Annotated in this window: 14 protein-coding genes and 1 pseudogene; 5 read left to right on the top strand and 10 right to left on the bottom strand. The window is 59.3% G+C overall.

The features are described from left to right. Positions 1–159: 159 nt before the first annotated feature. A complete protein-coding gene (hrpA, locus tag RHM68_RS06965) occupies positions 160–4,071 on the bottom strand; it encodes an ATP-dependent RNA helicase HrpA (RefSeq protein WP_322223706.1) in 3,912 nt (1,303 codons plus the stop codon). Between the two features lie 166 nt (positions 4,072–4,237). Continuing rightward, a complete protein-coding gene (gene aceK / locus RHM68_RS06960; RefSeq protein WP_322221276.1) occupies positions 4,238–5,959 on the bottom strand; it encodes a bifunctional isocitrate dehydrogenase kinase/phosphatase in 1,722 nt (573 codons plus the stop codon). Between the two features lie 411 nt (positions 5,960–6,370). Between aceK and RHM68_RS06955 the strand changes: the two genes are divergently transcribed. Both RHM68_RS06955 and RHM68_RS06950 read left to right on the top strand, forming a co-directional pair. Next, positions 6,371–7,996, top strand: coding sequence for a methyl-accepting chemotaxis protein (locus tag RHM68_RS06955; protein ID WP_322221271.1), 1,626 nt, complete (start codon positions 6,371–6,373; stop codon positions 7,994–7,996). Positions 7,997–8,068: 72 nt separating this feature from the next. Continuing rightward, a complete protein-coding gene (locus RHM68_RS06950) occupies positions 8,069–8,971 on the top strand; it encodes a DMT family transporter (protein ID WP_322221269.1) in 903 nt (300 codons plus the stop codon). Positions 8,972–9,192: 221 nt separating this feature from the next. Here the strand turns inward: RHM68_RS06950 and RHM68_RS06945 are convergent, their stop codons facing one another. After that, on the bottom strand, positions 9,193–10,131 hold the full coding sequence (locus RHM68_RS06945; RefSeq protein WP_322221266.1) for an aspartyl/asparaginyl beta-hydroxylase domain-containing protein: 939 nt from the start codon (positions 10,129–10,131) through the stop codon (positions 9,193–9,195). A 214-nt stretch (positions 10,132–10,345) separates the two neighbouring features. Continuing rightward, positions 10,346–11,323 carry a cysteine synthase A gene (cysK, locus tag RHM68_RS06940; protein WP_322221264.1) on the bottom strand — a complete coding sequence of 326 codons (978 nt, stop codon included), beginning with the start codon at positions 11,321–11,323 and terminating at the stop codon, positions 10,346–10,348. 127 nt (positions 11,324–11,450) lie between these two features. Between cysK and RHM68_RS06935 the strand changes: the two genes are divergently transcribed. Continuing rightward, complete coding sequence (locus tag RHM68_RS06935; RefSeq protein ID WP_322221263.1) at positions 11,451–12,527, top strand: DUF748 domain-containing protein; 1,077 nt, start codon at positions 11,451–11,453, stop codon at positions 12,525–12,527. Here the strand turns inward: RHM68_RS06935 and RHM68_RS06930 are convergent. Both RHM68_RS06930 and RHM68_RS26655 read right to left on the bottom strand, forming a co-directional pair. Beyond that, positions 12,524–12,898, bottom strand: coding sequence for a hypothetical protein (locus tag RHM68_RS06930; RefSeq protein WP_416195242.1), 375 nt, complete (start codon positions 12,896–12,898; stop codon positions 12,524–12,526). The genes RHM68_RS06935 and RHM68_RS06930 overlap by 4 nt on opposite strands. Positions 12,899–12,901: 3 nt before the next feature. Then, positions 12,902–12,994: pseudogene (locus RHM68_RS26655) on the bottom strand (DUF4160 domain-containing protein); the annotation flags it as partial. Positions 12,995–13,196: 202 nt separating this feature from the next. Between RHM68_RS26655 and RHM68_RS06925 the strand changes: the two are divergent. Continuing rightward, positions 13,197–14,042, top strand: coding sequence for a MoxR family ATPase (locus RHM68_RS06925; RefSeq protein ID WP_322221257.1), 846 nt, complete (start codon positions 13,197–13,199; stop codon positions 14,040–14,042). Between the two features lie 36 nt (positions 14,043–14,078). Next, on the top strand, positions 14,079–15,257 hold the full coding sequence (locus RHM68_RS06920; protein ID WP_322221255.1) for a VWA domain-containing protein: 1,179 nt from the start codon (positions 14,079–14,081) through the stop codon (positions 15,255–15,257). A gap of 108 nt (positions 15,258–15,365) precedes the next feature. Here the strand turns inward: RHM68_RS06920 and RHM68_RS06915 are convergent, their stop codons facing one another. The 4 genes from RHM68_RS06915 to RHM68_RS06900 all read right to left on the bottom strand — a co-directional run bounded on the left by RHM68_RS06915 (position 15,366) and on the right by RHM68_RS06900 (position 19,107). After that, positions 15,366–16,292 carry a biotin-dependent carboxyltransferase family protein gene (locus RHM68_RS06915; protein ID WP_322221252.1) on the bottom strand — a complete coding sequence of 309 codons (927 nt, stop codon included), beginning with the start codon at positions 16,290–16,292 and terminating at the stop codon, positions 15,366–15,368. Continuing rightward, positions 16,289–16,993 carry an allophanate hydrolase subunit 1 gene (locus tag RHM68_RS06910; RefSeq protein WP_322221249.1) on the bottom strand — a complete coding sequence of 235 codons (705 nt, stop codon included), beginning with the start codon at positions 16,991–16,993 and terminating at the stop codon, positions 16,289–16,291. The genes RHM68_RS06915 and RHM68_RS06910 overlap by 4 nt, the downstream gene beginning before the upstream one ends. After that, positions 16,990–17,742 carry a 5-oxoprolinase subunit PxpA gene (locus RHM68_RS06905; protein WP_322221246.1) on the bottom strand — a complete coding sequence of 251 codons (753 nt, stop codon included), beginning with the start codon at positions 17,740–17,742 and terminating at the stop codon, positions 16,990–16,992. The genes RHM68_RS06910 and RHM68_RS06905 overlap by 4 nt, the downstream gene beginning before the upstream one ends. A gap of 78 nt (positions 17,743–17,820) precedes the next feature. Next, positions 17,821–19,107 (bottom strand): MFS transporter, encoded by a 1,287-nt coding sequence (locus RHM68_RS06900; protein ID WP_322221244.1) that lies wholly within the window; start codon positions 19,105–19,107, stop codon positions 17,821–17,823. Positions 19,108–19,119: the final 12 nt, after the last annotated feature.

The following is a 19,119-nucleotide window of genomic DNA, read 5'->3' as shown; positions in this document are numbered from 1 at the left end:
TCCCCTCAAGGGAAACAAACCTGGCATCGCTTTATTGCGCTCCGCTTGAGCCCGGGAAGGCTCAAAACTGCGGCGCCGGCGTTTATAGGCGCGAAGTTTGCCATAAACGCTGGGGTTTGGCGCCTTTTGCGCGAGCCACTGCGAACCGAGCCCGCCGGGTTATGGCTCGACTTGCGTCCACTGCTTGCTCAGGCGTTTGTCCGAGATCGGCACCTTGGTTCCCAATTGTTGGGCGAACAACGACACCCGGTACTCCTCCAGCCACCAGCGGTAGAGTTCCAACTGCGGGTCGCGCTTGCCTTCTTGGGCGTGCTTGTTGGCGCGGGTCTGATATTGCGCCCACAGACCCGACAATTCGCCGCTCCAGACCCGATCCCTTTGCACTTGAGCGCCGATTTTCTCGAAACGCTGCTCGACCGCTTTCAAATAACGCGGCAACTCCTTAAGCCATTGCATCGGTGTTTCCCGCACGAACCCCGGATACACCAGATGGCTTAGCTGCTGCTTGATGTCGTTCAAGGCCACGGCTTGCGCCAAATCGATCTTGCCCTTGAAGCGCTTTTGCAGGCCGTGCCAGAGTTTGAGGGTTTCCAGGGTCAGTTTCGCCAACCGCTCGGCGTGCTCCGTCCAGCCGCCACGCTTACGCTCGGCTAGCGAAGCCAACCCGGCGCCGTCGCGCGGCAACGGGTCTTCACCCTCCAAAATGCAACTGTCGAGACTGGCCAACAGAATGTCTTCGACCAGACCATCAACGCGCCCCAGTTCGCGGTACATCAAGCCCAGCTCGGTCAGCCCCGGCAACTTGCCGCGCAGGAACTTCGCCGGCTCCGCCAGCTGTTGCATTAGCAGACGCTGCAAGGCCCGACGATGCTGAAACTCGGCTTCGGCAGGCGTCGAGAAACGCCCTTCCTTGACCGTACCGCCCTCTTCCACCAGCGCCGGATACACCGTCATCGACAGTCCGGCGATCTTTTGCTGGGTTTTCTCGGCGACGGCAGCAAAGACTTTCGGCTCCACTGGCAGCTGGTTTTTCGCGGTTTGCGGCACCGCCAACGCCGCTTGACTGGCTTCAGCAAAGCGAGCGGTCAACTCGGCAAGGTCACGCCCTTCGCCAAGGAACTTGCCCTGGCCGTCGACGATTTCCAGGTTCATTCGCAAATGGCTGTCGACCTGCTGCGCCGCCTCCGCCCAGGCCTCATCGCTGACCCGCGCACCGGTCATGCGCAGCAGTTCGCGGCCCAGCGCCTGGGGCAACGAGCCCTCGGCGAAGGTCATTCGCTGTAACGCGGCTTTGACGAAGTCCGGCACCGGTACAAAATTTTTGCGCAAGGCCTTGGGCAGATTACGTACCAAGGCAATGCACTTGGCCTCAATCACACCGGGCACCAGCCAATCCAGGCGTTCCGGCGGTAGCATCGGCAACAGCGGCGCCGGCACGCGCAATGTCACGCCATCGCGCGGATGATTAGGCTCGAAGTGATAACTGAGGGCCAGTTCCAGATCACCGATGTGCAAAGTGTCCGGGTAATGCAGCGCGGTGACTTCACTGGCTTCACGGGCCAGCACGTCTTCTTCGCGCATGATCAGCAACTGCGGGTCTTTCTGGCTATGGACTCGATACCAGCTATCGAAAGTGGCGGTCTGGTGAATCTCCGCCGGCAGCCTTGCATCGTAGAAGGCGAACAGGGTTTCCTCGTCAGCCAGAATGTCTCGACGCCGGGCCTTGGCCTCCAGTTCGTCGAGCTGTTCCAGCAACTGCGCATTCGCCGTCAGGCACTTGGCCTTGGACTGAATCTCGCCGCGCACCAAACCTTCGCGAATGAAAAACTCACGCGACACCACCGGATCAATCGGCCCGTAATGCACCGGCCGACGCCCGACCACAATCAGCCCGAACAAAGTGATTTGCTCAAAGGCCACCACCTGCCCGCGCTTTTTCTCCCAATGCGGCTCGAAGTGATTTTTCTTGATCAGATGGCCGGCCAGTGGCTCGATCCAATCGGCGTCGATCTTGGCCACCATCCGCGCATACAGCTTGGTGGTTTCCACCAGTTCGGCAGCCATCAGCCATTGCGGTCGCTTCTTGCCCAACCCGGACGAGGGATGAATCCAGAAACGCCGCTGACGGGCACCCAGGTAGTCGCCGTCTTCGGTTTTCTGACCGATCTGGCTAAGCAACCCGGATAACACGGCTTTGTGCAGTTTCGGGTAATCCGCCGGCTCTTTATTGAGGCTCAACTGCATGTCGCGGCAGATCAGGCTCAACTGACGGTGAGAGTCACGCCACTCGCGCAGACGCAAGTAGTTCAGGAAGTTCTTGCGGCACCAGTTGCGCAGCGGGCTGGCAGTCAGCGCTTGACGCTGTTCTTCAAAGCCGCGCCACAGATTGACCAATCCGGCGAAATCCGAGTCCACGTCTTTCCACTGCGCGTGGGCTTGATCAGCGGCCTGTTGCCGCTCCGGTGGACGTTCGCGCGGGTCTTGGATCGACATCGCGCTGGCGACGATCAGCACTTCCTGCAAGCTGCCGAGCGTGGCTGCTTCGAGCAGCATGCGGCCCATGCGCGGGTCCACCGGCAGCCGCGCCAGTTGGCGACCGAGCGGCGTCAGTTGACTGTTGCGGTCCACCGCCGACAGTTCTTGCAGCAAGTTGAAACCGTCGCTGATGGCCTTGCCGTCCGGCGGCTCGATAAACGGGAAATCGGTGATCTCGCCGAGGCGCAGGTGCAGCATCTGCAAAATAACCGCAGCGAGGTTGGTCCGTAGGATTTCCGGGTCCGTGAATTCCGGCCGCCCCATGAAGTCTTCTTCGCCGTAGAGCCGGATGCAAATGCCCGGCTCGACGCGTCCGCAGCGACCTTTACGCTGGTTGGCGCTGGCCTGGGAAATCGCTTCGATGGGCAGGCGTTGAACCTTGGCGCGGTAGCTGTAACGGCTGATGCGCGCAGTGCCGCTGTCAATCACATAACGGATGCCCGGCACCGTCAGCGACGTTTCCGCGACGTTGGTCGCCAGGACCACGCGACGCCCTGGGTGCGACTGGAAAATCCGCTGTTGTTCGGCCGGCGACAAGCGCGCGTAAAGCGGCAGGATTTCGGTGTGCTTGAGCTGCGCTTTACGCAGCATGTCGGCGGCGTCGCGAATCTCGCGTTCGCCAGGCAGAAATACCAGCACATCCCCCGGGCTTTTGCGCTCGCTGCGTTCAAAATCAGCGATTTCGTCGAGGGTGGCGAGGATCGCCTGATCCACGGTCAAATCGTCCTCGACGCGGTTGCCCTCTTCGTCCTGCTCCAGCGTCAGCGGGCGATACCAGGTGTCCACCGGGAAAGTGCGGCCAGAAACTTCGACAATCGGCGCGTCATCGAAGTGCTTGGAAAAACGCTCCAGGTCGATGGTTGCCGAGGTGATGATGACTTTCAGGTCCGGGCGACGTGGCAGCAGGGTTTTCAGATAGCCCAGCAGGAAGTCGATGTTCAGGCTGCGTTCGTGAGCTTCGTCGACGATGATCGTGTCGTAACGTTCGAGGTAGCGGTCATTCTGGGTTTCGGCCAGCAGAATGCCGTCGGTCATCAGTTTGATCAGGGTATTGGAATCGCTCTGATCTTCGAACCGCACCTGATAGCCCACCAGCGCGCCGAGTGGCGTCGCCAGCTCTTCGGCAACGCGGCTCGCCACGCTGCGGGCGGCGATTCGACGGGGCTGGGTATGGCCGATCAGGCCATGTTGACCGCGACCGATTTCCAGACAGATTTTCGGCAACTGAGTGGTTTTACCCGACCCGGTCTCACCGGCAATGATCAGCACCTGATGCTTGAGCAGCGCGGCCTTGATTTCATCGCGCTTGGCGGCGATAGGCAGGCTGTCGTCGTAACGAATCACCGGTAGGCTGGCGCGCCGCGCCAAGACCTGATCACAGGACGCCTGCATGCGCGTCACCCACTGGGCCAGCTTGGCCTCGTCAGGTTTCTTGCGCAGCTCAAGCAACTGCCGCCGCAGCCGGGTACGGTCGGCGAGCATGGCGTGATCAAGGTTTTTCAGCAGTTTGTCGATGGAAGGCGATTCGTCAGTCATCAGGTACAAATAAGTCGTCTAGTGGCGCAGGGGGGCGATTGTCGCAGATTTGCGCCGCCATGTGATCGTTCCCACACGCCGCGCGGGAATGCAACCGGCATGCTCCGCCTGCCAAAAGCGTCCATTGAGGCATTCCCACGCAGAACGTGGGAACGATCTGCGTGGGCTATTCGTTATCGAAGCCTTTACGGCGGTAAGGAAACACGTCAATCACCTTCCCTGCCCGAATCGCTGCTTGCAGGCTTTTCCAGTAATCGGCGTTGTATAGCTCACCGTGCAGTTGATCGAACAACCGTCGCTGCCCGGAATCGGCAAACAGGAACGGTGGAAACTCTTCAGGGAACACATCCAGCGGTCCGATCGAGTACCACGGCTCAGAAGCCATTTCGTCTTCGGGTGTGCGCGGTTGCGGGATGTGGCGAAAATTGGCTTCGGTCAGGTAGCAAATCTCGTCGTAGTCATAGAACACCACGCGTCCGTGTCGGGTGACACCGAAGTTCTTCAGCAACATGTCGCCGGGGAAGATGTTCGCGGCAGCCAGTTGTTTGATCGCCAGACCGTAGTCTTCCAGCGCCTCACGCACTTGGGCATCGTTGGCGTTTTCCAGGTAGAGGTTCAGCGGAGTCATGCGCCGCTCGGTCCAGCAGTGGCGGATCAGTACCGTATCGCCCTCGACCGAGACCGTGGACGGCGCCACGTCGAGCAATTCCTCAAGGCAGGCCGGCTCGAACTTGCTCAGCGGGAAACGGAAGTCCGAGAATTCCTGGGTATCAGCCATGCGCCCAACCCGGTCGACGCTTTTGACCAGGCGATATTTTTCAATCACCGTGGCGCGGTCAACGTTTTTCGAGGGCGAGAAGCGATCCTTGATGATCTTGAACACGGTGTTGAAGCCCGGCAGCGTGAACACGCTCATGACCATGCCACGCACGCCCGGCGCCATGATGAACTGGTCGTCGGTGTTGGCCAGGTGATTGATCAGCGCCCGGTAAAACTCGGACTTGCCGTGTTTATAGAAGCCAATCGAGGTGTACAACTCGGCGATGTGCTTGCCCGGCAAAATGCGTTTGAGGAAGCCAATGAACTCCGCCGGCACCGGCACATCGACCATGAAATACGAGCGGGTGAACGAGAAGATGATAGAGACGTCTGCCTCATCAGTGATCAGCGCATCGATCTGGATGCCGCGACCTTCACGGTGCAGCAGCGGAATCACCAGCGGCCATTGTTCGTCCTGGGTGTAAATGCGCCCCACCAGGTACGCGCCCTTGTTGCGGTAGAGCACCGAGGAAAACAGTTCAACGCTTAGTTGCGGGTCTTTGCAGACCCAGTCCGGCAGGTTCTCGCGCAGTTGCGCTTCGAGGCGCCGCAGGTCGCCGGCCAGGTCCGCGTAATCTTCGCTGAAGCGGTAGTCGCCAAAGATGCTCGCCAACATCTCGCTCAAATGCCCTTGGGGCTTGTAGGTACGGGTTTGCGCAGCCCTGGCCCGGCGCAAACTGGGTCGGGTGGTGTGGATGAACATGCAGCCGTCGCTGATCAGGTCATGGCGAAACAAGGCGCAGAAAATCGAGTTGTACCAGGTCTCGGACAGTTCATCGTCGAAGCGCAGATCAATCAGGCTGATGTAGGCGCTTTTAACCAGCGGCCAGCAACTGACGTCCATTAACGCATCGAGGTCAAAGCACATTTGCAGCCGCCCCACCGTTTCGCCGACCTTCTCTTCATAGAGATTGATCCGCGCCGCCGACGCTACTTGCGCCTCCTGCCACTTGGCCTGTTCGAAACGGGCCCGCGCGCCATCGGTGATCTGGCGGAAATGCTCGCGGTAATCATCGAAGCCCTCAAGGATCGTGCGGGCGATGTCGGCGGCTGGCCATTGCTGCGGCATGGTGAGACCTCGGTGGGAATTCGCAAGTCCTGAGCTTAGCCAGTGGAGCGGGTGCAGGAGAAGGGGAATTTCGGCCAGCAGACGAATCAGTGGCTCCAGGGTTAACCCTTTAGTTGAAGTTTTTTAATCGACCAATTGGTCAGTAAAAGACCGTTAAGTATCAACACCGATACTTAACCGATTCAGCTGTACCCCTTGAATCCTCTGGCCGTCAGTTCCAGTCCACCGAACGGGTCCGGGCTCACCGCCTCATTGCGCGGTGCTGGCCCCCGCAAGGCCCATCTGGGAAAGCTCGATTGATGGGCCTTACCAAAATGATGGCACTTTGATATACAGCTCGCCCTCACCCCCTCTAAAACAAGATCCTCGGCTCACGAGGACTACCCCCTCAAAAGCCCAAGGAGCACATTAATGTCAATCAGAAACCTACGCATTGGATTGCGCGCCAGCCTGAGTTTCGCCGTATTGGCCAGCCTGTTGGTCATTGTCGGCCTGTTCGGCCTGGGTCAAATGGCAACCCTGCGAGAGAGCGCAAGGGTCATTGAAGAGTCATGGATGCCGAGCATTGAAAACATTCACGACTGCGCCGCTAACATCGCCACCCTTCGCCTGGAATCGCTGCGATTGATCGCAGTCAACCAAGCCAGCAGTCGCGAGAAAAGCACCGGGATCATCGGCGCTCAACGACAGGAATTACTCAAGCGCCTTGACGACCACAAAGCACTGCTTGCCAACGATCAGGAACGAATGATGCTCGACACCCTGAACGCCGCCGTGGGCAAGTACCTGATGATCCTCGATCAGGTCATGGCCCAGATCAACGCAGGCCAGGGTGACCAGGCCTACGCTCGCCTCACCACCGAGCTGGCCCCGCAGGGTGCCGTGCTGGACAAGACGCTCGACGGCATGATCCGTTTCAATCAACAGGGCGTCGATGCCGCCGCCGAAGAGGCCGCGTCGATGTATCAACGGGCGCAATGGATTGTCGGCGCGATTATTCTGGTCGCGTTAATCGCCACGTTGCTGCTGGCCTGGCAGCTGACTCGCAGTATTACCACACCGATCAATCAGGCACTTAACGTGGCGCGCCGCATTGCCGCCGGTGACCTCAGCGCTCGAATCGAGAGCAGCGGCAAGGACGAGGCCACGCACTTGCTCGACGCCTTGGGCGAGATGCAAGGCAACCTGCGCACGACCCTTAGCGCAATCAGCGACTCGGCACAGCAACTGGCATCCGCCGCCGAGGAAATGAGTTCGGTGATGGAGCAAAGTACCCGGGGCCTGCAACAACAAAACGATCAGATCGAAATGGCCGCCACTGCGGTCACCGAAATGAGCACGGCGGTGGACGAAGTGGCCGCCAACGCGGTGTCCAGCGCCGAAGCGTCCCAGGCCTCAAATGATGACAGCAAGCACGGGCATGTTCAGGTCAGCGAGACCATCAGCTCGATTAAAGGACTGGTCAACGAAGTCCTCGGCGCTTCGCAGCAGGCTGAAGGCCTGGCGGTTCAAGCCCAGGACATCAGCAAAGTGCTGGAAGTAATTCGCGGCATCGCCGGCCAGACCAACCTGCTGGCGCTCAACGCCGCCATCGAAGCCGCACGGGCCGGTGAAGCCGGACGCGGCTTTGCGGTGGTGGCCGACGAAGTGCGTTCATTGGCCCAGCGCACCCAGAACTCCACCGAGGAAATCGAGCTGATGATCAGCAATATCCAGGCGGGCACCGGAACCACAGTCAGCGCCTTGCAAAGCAGTGCCGAGCTGGCGAACCAGACCCTGCGCCGGGCCAACAGCGCCGGGCTCGCGCTGGAGAAAATCACCTCGTCGATCGCGCAGATCAATCAACGTAACCTGGTCATCGCCAGTGCCGCCGAGCAGCAGGCATTGGTGGCCCGTGAAGTCGATCAAAACCTGGTCAATATCCGCGACCTCTCGACCCAGACCGCCGCTGGCGCCACCCAGACCTCAGTGGCCAGTCAGGAACTGTCGCGCCTGGCCGCAGACCTCAACGGACTGGTAACGCGCTTCGTGATTTAAATGCCCGATTAGCGGTTGCCATGTTCAGGGCTCTCGGCAACACTCTCGCCCCTTATAAGGAAGGAGTGCGCCTTGAGCCCCGTCGATATTTTTCGTTTACTGTCGCTGGCGGCTATTTGGGGCGCGAGCTTCCTGTTCATGCGCATCATTGCCCCCGTGATCGGTAGCATTCCCACGGCATTCTTTCGCGTGTCGATTGCCGCAACCGGGTTGCTGGTGATCCTCGGGCTAATGCGTATCAGCTGGGATTTCAAAGGCAAGCTCAAAACGGTGATGCTGCTGGGGGTCATCAACTCCGGAATTCCGGCGACCCTTTATTCCGTGGCCGCGCAAGTGCTGCCGGCCGGGTACTCGGCGATCTTTAACGCCTCCACGCCATTGATGGGCGTGCTTATCGGCGGGCTGTTCTTCAGTGAGCGACTCACCGGCGCCAAGCTCGGCGGCGTGTTCCTCGGTCTGTTTGGCGTGGGCATCCTGACCCGCGCCGGTCCGGTGGCATTCGATGGGCAATTGCTGATGGGGGCCTTTGCTTGCCTGCTTGCCACCACGTGTTACGGCTTCGCCGGATTTCTCGCGCGGCGTTGGCTCGATCAGGCCGGCGGACTCGACAGCCGTCTTTCGGCACTGGGCAGCATGCTGGGCGCAACGCTGTTCCTGCTCCCGCTGTTCGGTTACAGCGTGATCACCCAGCCTCCCGCCAGTTGGGGCGGCTGGAATGTCTGGTTGTCGCTGCTGGGGTTGGGGCTGGTCTGCACCGCGTTTGCGTACATTGTCTACTTCCGACTTCTCAGCTCGATCGGGCCGGTGAAGTCGATGACAACGACCTTCATGATTCCGCCATTCGGCGTACTGTGGGGCGCGCTGCTACTGGATGAGCCGTTGTCGATGGCGCACATCTATGGCGGTGTATTGATTGCGGCCGCGTTGTGGTTAGTGCTGAAGCCGGCAAAGCTGAAGACACCGGAATTGGCGTAGCGGTCAGCAAAAGCGCTTGGGTCGTGAGCCCGGCAAATACCGCGGTGGATTGCTGAGGCGATGCGGCCCAGGTCGCCGACATCGATACCGATCAGTGCTAAAGCGCTGATGGAGATGGTCTGTGAAATAAAACACCCTGCGAAGGCTTAGCCCTCGCAGGGTGTGGGGTGACGACCTCGTTAATCACGCACAAGGAGCGTTTTTTCATTCTGTAACGAACTTCAACCCAACAGCCAATACCCCAGCAACGTCAACACTGCCACCGCCAAGACGGGCCGCAGTACACGATAGGCCTTGGGATGACGGCGCTTCCACTGTTTGATCACGCCGCTGAATTTATCGCTGGAATTTTTGCTCCAGGCGTAAGCCTGGTTAATCCCGCCGACGCGTTCATCGTCAAGGTTTTGCGGTGCAGTGGCACGCCCTAACCAGCCGCTGACCCAACGGTTGATGCGAGTCATGAGACGGCTGCTCAGCGGCCGCTCGATGTCGCAGAAGAGAATAACCCGGGTTTTTTCAGTTTCGTTCTTGACCCAGTGGACGTAGGTCTCATCGAACATCACGTCTTCACCATCACGCCAGGCGTAGACCTGACCGTCAACGAAGATACGACAGTCGTCGGAATTCGGTGTCGAAAGCCCCAAGTGATAACGCAGGGAACCGGCGAATGGGTCGCGGTGCGGATTGAGGTGGCTGCCTCCAGGCAACAACGCAAACATGGCGCCCTTGACGTTGGGAATGCTGCTGACCAGCGCCACGGTTTTTGGGCACAAAGCTTCAGCTGAAGGCAACGGCTTGTCGTACCACTTGAGGTAAAAACGTTTCCAGCCCTTCTTGAAGAACGAACCGAAACCGGCGTCATTATTCTTCTCGGCGGCGCGGATATACCCCTCGTCGAATAAGTGCATGGCCTCGTCGCGGATCACTTCCCAGTTGTCCTTGAGCACGTCCAGTTCCGGAAACTTGCTGCGGTCCAGATAGGGCTTGGACGGCACGCCGGAGAACAGGTACATCAAGGCGTTATAAGGCGCGAACAGGGCTGAATGATTGACGAACTGGCGCAGTACCGGCAAACGCGCCTTGCCGCGCAAATGCACATAGAGGGTGCTGCCAATAAACAGCAACAGCACCGACGCCTTCGCGGCAAAGGAAAAGGTCATCAAAGACTCCTTGAGAATAGGTAACTCTGCACAACGTCATTCACCCGACGTGGCAGCCGGCCATGATAACCACTACCGGCTTACGGAAAAACCCGCTTGTCTGAACATTCAGTATTAAGCGGTGTGCAACACCACGATTATTAACATAAGGCGCCTGAATACCGGCTGATCTGAATCAATCTGTGGCGAGCCCTCTCGCCACAGGACTCAGCACTTACTGTTGGGTTTCCTGATCGGTGAACAGGTCACTGAACAACATGCTCGACAAGTAGCGTTCCCCAGAGTCAGGCAGGATCACGACGATGGTCTTGCCCTGCATTTCAGGCGTTTCAGCCAAACGCACAGCGACCGCCATAGCGGCACCACACGAGATGCCGCACAAAATGCCTTCCTCTTGCATCAGGCGGCGGGCCATGGACTTGGCCTCTTCGTCGGTGACCAGTTCGACCCGGTCAACCATCGACAGATCAAGGTTCTTGGGCACAAACCCGGCACCAATGCCCTGGATCTTGTGGGGGCCGATGGGTTTGATTTCTTCCCCGGCGAGCGCCTGCGTGATGACGGGCGACGACACGGGCTCCACGGCGATCGAAAGAATCGGTTTGCCCTGGGTATTCTTGATATACCGCGAAACACCGGTGATGGTTCCGCCGGTTCCAACGCCGGCCACCAATACGTCAACCGCGCCGTCGGTGTCGTTCCAGATTTCCGGGCCGGTGGTTTTTTCATGGATGGCGGGGTTCGCCGGGTTTTCGAACTGCGCCGGCATGAAATATTTAGAAGGGTCGCTGGCAAGAATTTCACCGGCCTTCTCGATTGCACCTTTCATGCCCTTGGTCGGCTCGGTCAGTACCAACTCAGCCCCCAAGGCCTTAAGGACTTTGCGGCGCTCGATGCTCATTGAGGCGGGCATCGTCAACATCAGCTTGTAGCCACGGGCGGCAGCCACAAACGCCAGGCCGATGCCGGTATTGCCCGAGGTGGGTTCGATGATGGTCATGCCTGGCTTGAGCTTGCCGCTGCTTTCGGCGTCCCAGATCATGTTCGCGCCGATCCGGCACTTGACCGAATATCCGGGGTTGCGCCCTTCGATCTTGGCCAAAATGGTCACGCCGCGCGGGGCGATACGGTTGATCTGCACCAGCGGTGTGTTGCCGATGGAGTGGGCGTTGTCAGCGAAAATACGGCTCATGGCTGGGTCCTTATGCAGCGTTGAATAGGCTGTCCAAGGTATGCCTGTTGCCTGTGGTCGTCCAGTTCGAGCGAACGTCCAGTTGTTACAGCAGTCAATGGTTTAACACTGCCAGAGAATTGCCATCATGAAGCGTCGATACCGTTGGCCCCTGTGGACCCTCGCCGGCCTCGCTGTGCTGTTAGTGGTGCTGGATATCGCACTGCCTTACCTGGTGCGTAACTACCTCAACGACAAACTGTCGGACATGGGCGACTACCGTGGACAGGTCACCGATGTTGACCTGGCACTGTGGCGTGGCGCCTACAGAATCAATGGGCTGAAAATTATCAAAGTCGACGGCAAGGTTCCCGTGCCCTTCGTCAATGCGCCTGTAATCGAACTCTCGGTCAGTTGGCATTCGCTCTGGTACGAACACGCGGTGGTGGCCGAAGTGCAGTTCAACAACCCGCAACTGAACTTCGTCGATGGCGGCGCCAATCAGAAGAACTCACAAACAGGTCGCGGCACCGACTGGCGCGCTCAGATGAGCAAACTGTTGCCGATCACCCTCAACGAAGTGCGGATCAACGACGGCAAGATCAGTTTCCGCAACTTCAGCTCAACGCCACCGGTTAACCTCAACGCCACCCAGGTCAACGCCAGCCTCTACAACTTGACCAACGTGGTCGACACCGCTGGCAAGCGCGATGCCCGCTTCGAAGGCAAGGCGCTACTCCAGGGACACGCCCCTCTTGAAACCAGCGCGACCTTCGACCCGCTGAGCAACTTTGAAGACTTCCAGTTTCGCCTGCGGGCCAAGGACATCGAACTCAAGAGCATGAACGACTTCGCGTCGGCCTACGGCAAGTTCGATTTCAATGCCGGCCATGGCGATGTGGTGATCGAGGCCGAGGCCAACAAAGGCCAGCTCAAGGGCTACATCAAGCCACTGCTGCGTGACGTGGAAGTGTTCAATTGGCAACAGGATGTCGAGAACAAGAACAAAGGGATCTTGCGGTCCGTTTGGGAAGCCATCGTCGGCGGTACGGAAACGGTGCTGAAAAACCAGAAAAAAAACCAGTTCGCCACCCGAGTAGAACTCAGTGGCAATGTGCATCAGCAAGATATCAGCGCGTTCCAGGCGTTTTTACAGATTTTGCGCAATGGCTTCATTCAGGCGTTCACCGCCCGGTATGAACAGCCCAAGCCGGAGGCGGGTTAGGGCTTAGGCGCGACGGTGTAGCGACCGGTTTCCTCTGCTGCCGCCAATGACGAGCGTTGCTGCAAGGCATCCCAGCCCAGACAGGCCAGGGCTAACGACTTTGGTACTGCTTCGCGTCCGCTGCTGTAACGGCTGATCCTGCGTGTACTGACGCCCAAGGCTTCGGCGGCCTGATTCAAGGGCAACCCGGTGCGGGCGCGCCAGTTGATGAAGATTCGAGTGTTTTCGTCCGTAGCGTTTTGCGCGAGGGCGTCCAGATACAAAGAGTCTGCGCCAATCTGAATATCCGGCTCGGACCACTCCACCGTCCAGCCATCATCGCCGAGGGCAGCGCGCTCAAAGACGTGATCCGCAAGCAATGGCCGCAACATCCCCCCGCCACCGGTCAGGTGAACGTGGGGCAGCGGATGATCTTTCTCGCGCAACTGAATGCGGTACTTATCTCGAAATCGGTATTGAGTAGACAGGCTGCGAAGGCTATCGCCAAATCGGCGATACCTGAATGCTGGCCTTGCGTCCAGACCGAGTCAAGATGTGACGCCCCATTCAGAGACTGAATAACCCGTCTGCGTTCACAGTCGACCGGGCAGCGCGTTATAGTCCGGCATCACACCTATTGCGCCCCGCCCTGCCCCGCTCAGGTCGGCGTCACCGTTCGAGGATTAGCAGATGAAGTTCGAAGGCACCCAGGCCTACGTCGCCACCGATGACCTGAAGCTGGCGGTCAACGCCGCTATCACCCTGGAGCGTCCGCTGCTGGTCAAGGGCGAGCCGGGTACCGGCAAGACCATGCTCGCCGAGCAACTGGCCGAATCCCTTGGCGCCAAGTTGATTACGTGGCACATCAAATCCACGACCAAGGCGCATCAGGGACTGTACGAGTACGACGCGGTCAGCCGCCTGCGCGACTCGCAACTGGGTACGGAAAAGGTCCACGACGTTCGCAACTACCTGAAAAAGGGCAAGTTGTGGGAGGCCTTCGAATCCGAGGAGCGGGTGATCCTGCTGATCGATGAAATCGACAAAGCCGACATCGAGTTCCCCAACGACCTGCTGCAAGAACTCGACAAGATGGAGTTCTACGTTTACGAGATCGACGAGACGATCAAGGCCAAGATCCGCCCGATCATTATCATTACCTCCAACAACGAGAAAGAGCTGCCGGACGCGTTCCTGCGCCGCTGCTTCTTCCACTACATCGCCTTCCCGGATCGCACCACGATGCAGCGGATCGTCGATGTGCATTACCCGAGCATCAAGAAAGACCTGGTCAGCGAAGCGCTGGACGTGTTCTTCGACGTGCGCAAAGTGCCGGGTCTGAAAAAGAAGCCTTCAACCTCCGAACTGGTGGACTGGCTCAAATTGCTGATGGCCGACAACATCGGCGAAGCGGTGCTGCGCGAACGCGATCCGACCAAGGCCATTCCGCCGCTGGCCGGCGCGTTGGTGAAGAACGAACAGGACGTGCAACTGCTTGAGCGTCTGGCATTCATGAGCCGTCGCGGCTCTCGCTAAACATCGCTTTTTTTAACAAAAGCGGAGGCGATTGCCATGCTGCTCAACCTGTTCAATGAAATGCGCGCCGCCAAGGTGCCGGTCTCGGTGCGCGAGCTGCTGGACCTGATCAACGCGCTGAAACAGCGCGTGGTCTTCGCCGACATGGACGAGTTTTATTACTTGTCCCGGACGATTCTGGTGAAGGACGAAAAGCACTTCGACAAATTCGACAGGGCTTTCGGCGCCTACTTCAATGGCCTGGAAAAACTCGACGACCACCTTCAGGCGTTGATACCGGAGGACTGGCTGCGCAAAGAGTTCGAACGCTCCCTGAGCGATGAAGAACGGGCGCAGATCCAGTCCCTCGGCGGTCTCGACAAGCTGATCGAAGAGTTCAAGAAACGCCTTGAAGAACAGAAAGAACGTCATGCCGGCGGCAACAAGTGGATCGGCACCGGCGGCACCAGTCCGTTCGGCTCCGGCGGCTTCAACCCGGAAGGTATTCGGGTCGGCGATGCCGGAAAACGCCAAGGCAAAGCGGTAAAAGTCTGGGATCAGCGCGAGTACAAGAACCTCGACGACTCGGTGGAACTGGGCACACGCAATATCAAGGTGGCCTTGCGCCGACTGCGCAAGTTTGCACGCCAGGGTGCCGCAGAAGAACTGGACATCGATGGCACCATCGACCACACAGCACGCGATGCGGGGCTGCTGAATATCCAGATGCGCCCGGAGCGGCGCAACACCGTCAAGCTGTTGCTACTGTTCGACATCGGCGGCTCGATGGACGCCCATGTAAAGATTTGCGAAGAGTTGTTCTCGGCCTGCAAGACCGAGTTCAAACACTTGGAGTATTTCTACTTCCACAACTTCCTCTATGAATCGGTGTGGAAGAACAACATGCGCCGCACCTCAGAGCGCTTCTCGACTCAGGACTTGCTGCACAAGTATGGCGCCGACTACAAAGTGATCTTCATCGGCGACGCCGCCATGGCGCCCTATGAAATCACTCAGGCCGGTGGCAGCGTCGAGCACTGGAACGAGGAGCCGGGTTATGTGTGGATGCAGCGCTTCATGGCGAAATACAAGAAGCTCATCTGGATCAACCCGTACCCGAAAGACACCTGGGGCTATACCTCCTCGACCCACATCGTGCGGGATTTGATCGAGGACCAGATGTACCCGCTGACCTTGCGTGGGTTGGAGGAAGGCATGCGGTTTTTGTCCAAGTAGAGCGCCGATCCTTCCCACGCTCCCGCGTGGGAATGCATCAAGTGACGCTCCGCGTCACAGGGACACGGAGCGTCCCGGGCGGCATTCCCACGCAGAGCGTGGGAACGATCATCGGCCTGAAAACCGTCGCAAATATTCGACCTGCTCCCGATGCGCAACATCCTGCACCACCGGCCTCAACCTGACCTTGGCCCCCGGCAAACACTGCGCCAGCCGTGCCAGTGCCAATGGCGTCAATGCCCCTAATCGCGGATAACCGCCAATGGTCTGTCGATCATTGAGCAAGACAATCGGCTGCCCGTCCGGCGGCACCTGCACGGCGCCGAGCGGGATGCCTTCGGAGATCATCGGTTTGCCCTGGTACTCCAAAGGCGTGCCCAGCAGGCGAATGCCCATGCGGTCGGCTCGACTGTCGAGACTCCAGGCGCTGTTGAACGCATCGAACAGGCTTTGCCCGCTGAACGCGCCGATTTGCGCGCCCAATACCACCTCCAGCGGCGCATCGAGTTTGAAATCCGGTACCCGTTCGCGCGGCAACGCCCGGAGCAAGATCAAGTCACTGCCCGAATAGCTCAACTGCGCCTCTTTGGCCAACGGCCGGCCCATGCCATCCAGCCCGCCGAGTTCTTCGCGGACCACCGTCGAGCTGCTGCCCAGAACTTTCGGCGCATCAAATCCGCCCGGTGCCGCCAGATAAGCCCGAGCCCCGAGCAGCGGCTGGGTGAACTGTAAACGCTGGCCTTTGTGCAACCGGAAACTGCGCCACGGCGCCAACGCTTCGCCATTCACCTGCGCGCCCAGATCTGCGCCGGCCAGCGCCAGTACGCAATCCTCTTCGGCCACCACCGTGAACCCGCCGAGGGTGATTTCCACCACGGGCGCATCCAACCCATTGCCCAGCAGCCAATTGGCCCACGCCATCGAGCGCCAATCCAGTCCGCCGCCCTGGGTTACGCCCAAGTGCCGCACGCCGAAACGCCCGGCATCCTGCAACAGGCACAGCGGCGTGCTCGCTTCTATCAATAATCGGCTCATGCCTGGGCCTCCAGCGGCGTGTCGTCACCGCCCAGGCGGATGAACTCGGCCTGGCTGACGGCTTCGAACCGCACCGTGTCGCCGGGCTGCATCAGGCTGTAGCCGTCACGTTCGCGGTCAAACAGTTTGGCCGGGGTGCGGCCGATCAGGTTCCAGCCACCGGGGGACACCACCGGATAAGCGGCGGTTTGCCGCTCGGCGATGCCGACACTGCCAGCGGCGACTTTCTTGCGTGGCGTGTTCAAGCGTGGCGCAGCCAGGATTTCCTCTACAAGTCCCATGAAGGCGAATCCCGGCGCGAATCCCAGTGCGAACACTTGGTACTCGCGCTCGCTGTGACGACGGATCACGTCCCTCACCGACAAGCCACTGCGCCGGGACAACAGATTCAATTCGGGCCCGACGCTCAGGTCATACCAGACCGGCAACACATGGCATTTGCCGGTGGTGCTGGCATTCGGCGACAGGTCGATCAACGCTTCAGCGATCAACTCCCGCGCCTTGGCCGGGCTCAACGCGGTCAGATCGTAATGCACCATCAATGTCGTATAAGACGGCACCAGGTCGATCAAATGCCCGGCAAACGCGGTGCGCAAACCTTCACTGGCGGCGAGCATCCACGGCATGTTCGCTTCAGCGATTTCATCGAACAGACGCACCATCAGGCAGTCCAGTGCCACCACTTCCACCCGTGGTTTCATGAGGCGCTCTGCTGATTCAAGGCCTCGCGGATGCGCTGCACGGCAGCCACCGAACTGGCGTTATCGCCATGGACGCACAAGGTGTTGGCCTGTAAATGCAAGGCGCTGCCATCGCTGGCCGTGAGATTTTCACCACGGGCAATGATCAGCGCTTGCTCGATGATTTTTTCCGCTTGGTGATGCACAGCCCCCGGCAGTTGCCGCGAGACCAACCTGCCGGCCTTGTCGTAGGCGCGGTCGGCGAAGGCTTCGAACCACAGCGTCAGGCCGTATTCATCGCCCAGTTGCTGTGCGGCGCTGTTGTCGCGAGTCGCCATGAGCATCAGCGGTAACGTGTGGTCATAAGCGACCACCGCTTGCATCACTGCACGCAACTGCGCCGGGTTGGCCATCATGTCGTTGTACATCGCACCGTGGGGTTTGACGTAACTCACCCGCGCGCCCTGCGCCCGGCAAATACCGTCGAGGGCGCCGATCTGGTAATGCACGATGTCTTGAAGTTCCTGAGCGGTGTAAGCCATGGAGCGCCGACCGAACCCCACCAAGTCCTGATAGGACGGGTGGGCGCCAATCTGTACGCCATGGCTCAGGGCCAGGCTGACAGTCTTGCGCATGATGCTCGGGTCGCCCGCGTGGAAGCCGCAAGCGATGTTGGCACAGTCGATGAAGGGCATGACCTCGGCGTCCAGACCCAGGGTCCAGTTGCCGAAACTCTCGCCGATGTCGCAGTTCAATAGCAGGCGGCTCACGGTGAACACTCCTGTAGTTTTGTTCTTCTTTATCTGTAGGGCATTTGCCCGGCAGATTATCAGTTGCTGAGCATTTAGCTATTGGGCTTCAAGTTGCTTGCCACGGGTTTCCGGCAGACTCAAGGCCGCCAGAATCACGACACCGTAGGACACCGCCGCAAACGCCCCGATACCTACACTCAGCGGTACCTTCTGGCTGAGCAACCCGATCAGCAAGGGAAACAACGCCGCCAGCGCTCTACCGATGTTGTAGCAAAAGCCTTGGCCGGAACCACGAATTCGTGTGGGAAACAGCTCGGTCAGAAACGCTCCCATGCCGCTGAAAATCCCCGAGGCAAAGAACCCTAGCGGAAAACCCAGCCATAGCATCACGCCATTACTGACCGGCAACTGGGTGTACAGCAGCACGATGGTGAACGAGCCGACGGCGAACAAAATGAAATTCTTCTTGCGGCCAAGGATGTCCGTCAAATAGGCGCTGACCACATAACCGGCGTAGGAGCCGACGATCACCATCGCCAGATAACCGCAGGTGCCCAGTACGCTTAAACCACGCTCGTTTTTCAGAAAGGTCGGCAGCCAAGACGTAATTGCGTAGTAACCGCCCAACGCACCGGTGGTCAGTAACGAGGCGCGCAACGTGGTGCTGAGCATGCCTGGGGCGAAGATCTCGTAGAACTTCGACGGATTACTCGGCGTTTGCTGGGCTTTGGCCTCGCGATAGATTTCCGGGTCCTTGACCAGCCGGCGAACGAAAATAACGAACACCGCCGGCACGATGCCAAGGATGAACAGCGCCCGCCAAGCGTCTTCGGGCGGCAATACCGAGAACAGCAGCGCATACAAAATCGCCGTCAGCCCCCACCCCAAAGCCCAGCCGGATTGCACCATACCCACCGCCTTGCCACGGTCCTTGGCGCGAATCACTTCGCCCATCAACACCGCTCCGGCGGTCCATTCACCGCCGAAACCGAAGCCCATAAGGGTGCGGCTGATCAGCAATTGATCATAGTTCTGAGCGAAACCGCAGAGAAAAGTAAAGAGCGCGAACCACAGCACCGTCAGTTGCAGCGTGCGCACCCGGCCAATGCGGTCCGAGAGAATCCCCGCCACCCAGCCGCCGATGGCCGACGCGATCAGCGTACTGGTGTGAATCAAACCGGCCTGACCGGTGGTGATGCCCCACATGGCAATCAGCGTCGGCACCACGAAGCTGAGCATCTGAGTGTCCATGCCATCCAGGCCATAACCAATCTTGCAACTCCAGAAGGTGCGGCGCTCCTGTTGATTGATGTTGCGATACCAGTCAAAAGGTCCCGGACGCGTCGTGACCTTGGGGATGACCGGGGTGTCGGGCGCACTCATGGCGAATCTCCG

The organism is Pseudomonas sp. DC1.2 (genome assembly GCF_034351645.1).
Taxonomy (GTDB): domain Bacteria; phylum Pseudomonadota; class Gammaproteobacteria; order Pseudomonadales; family Pseudomonadaceae; genus Aquipseudomonas.
Note: the sequence above shows the minus strand (reverse complement) of the source record. Positions and strands in the feature narration are given on the sequence as shown.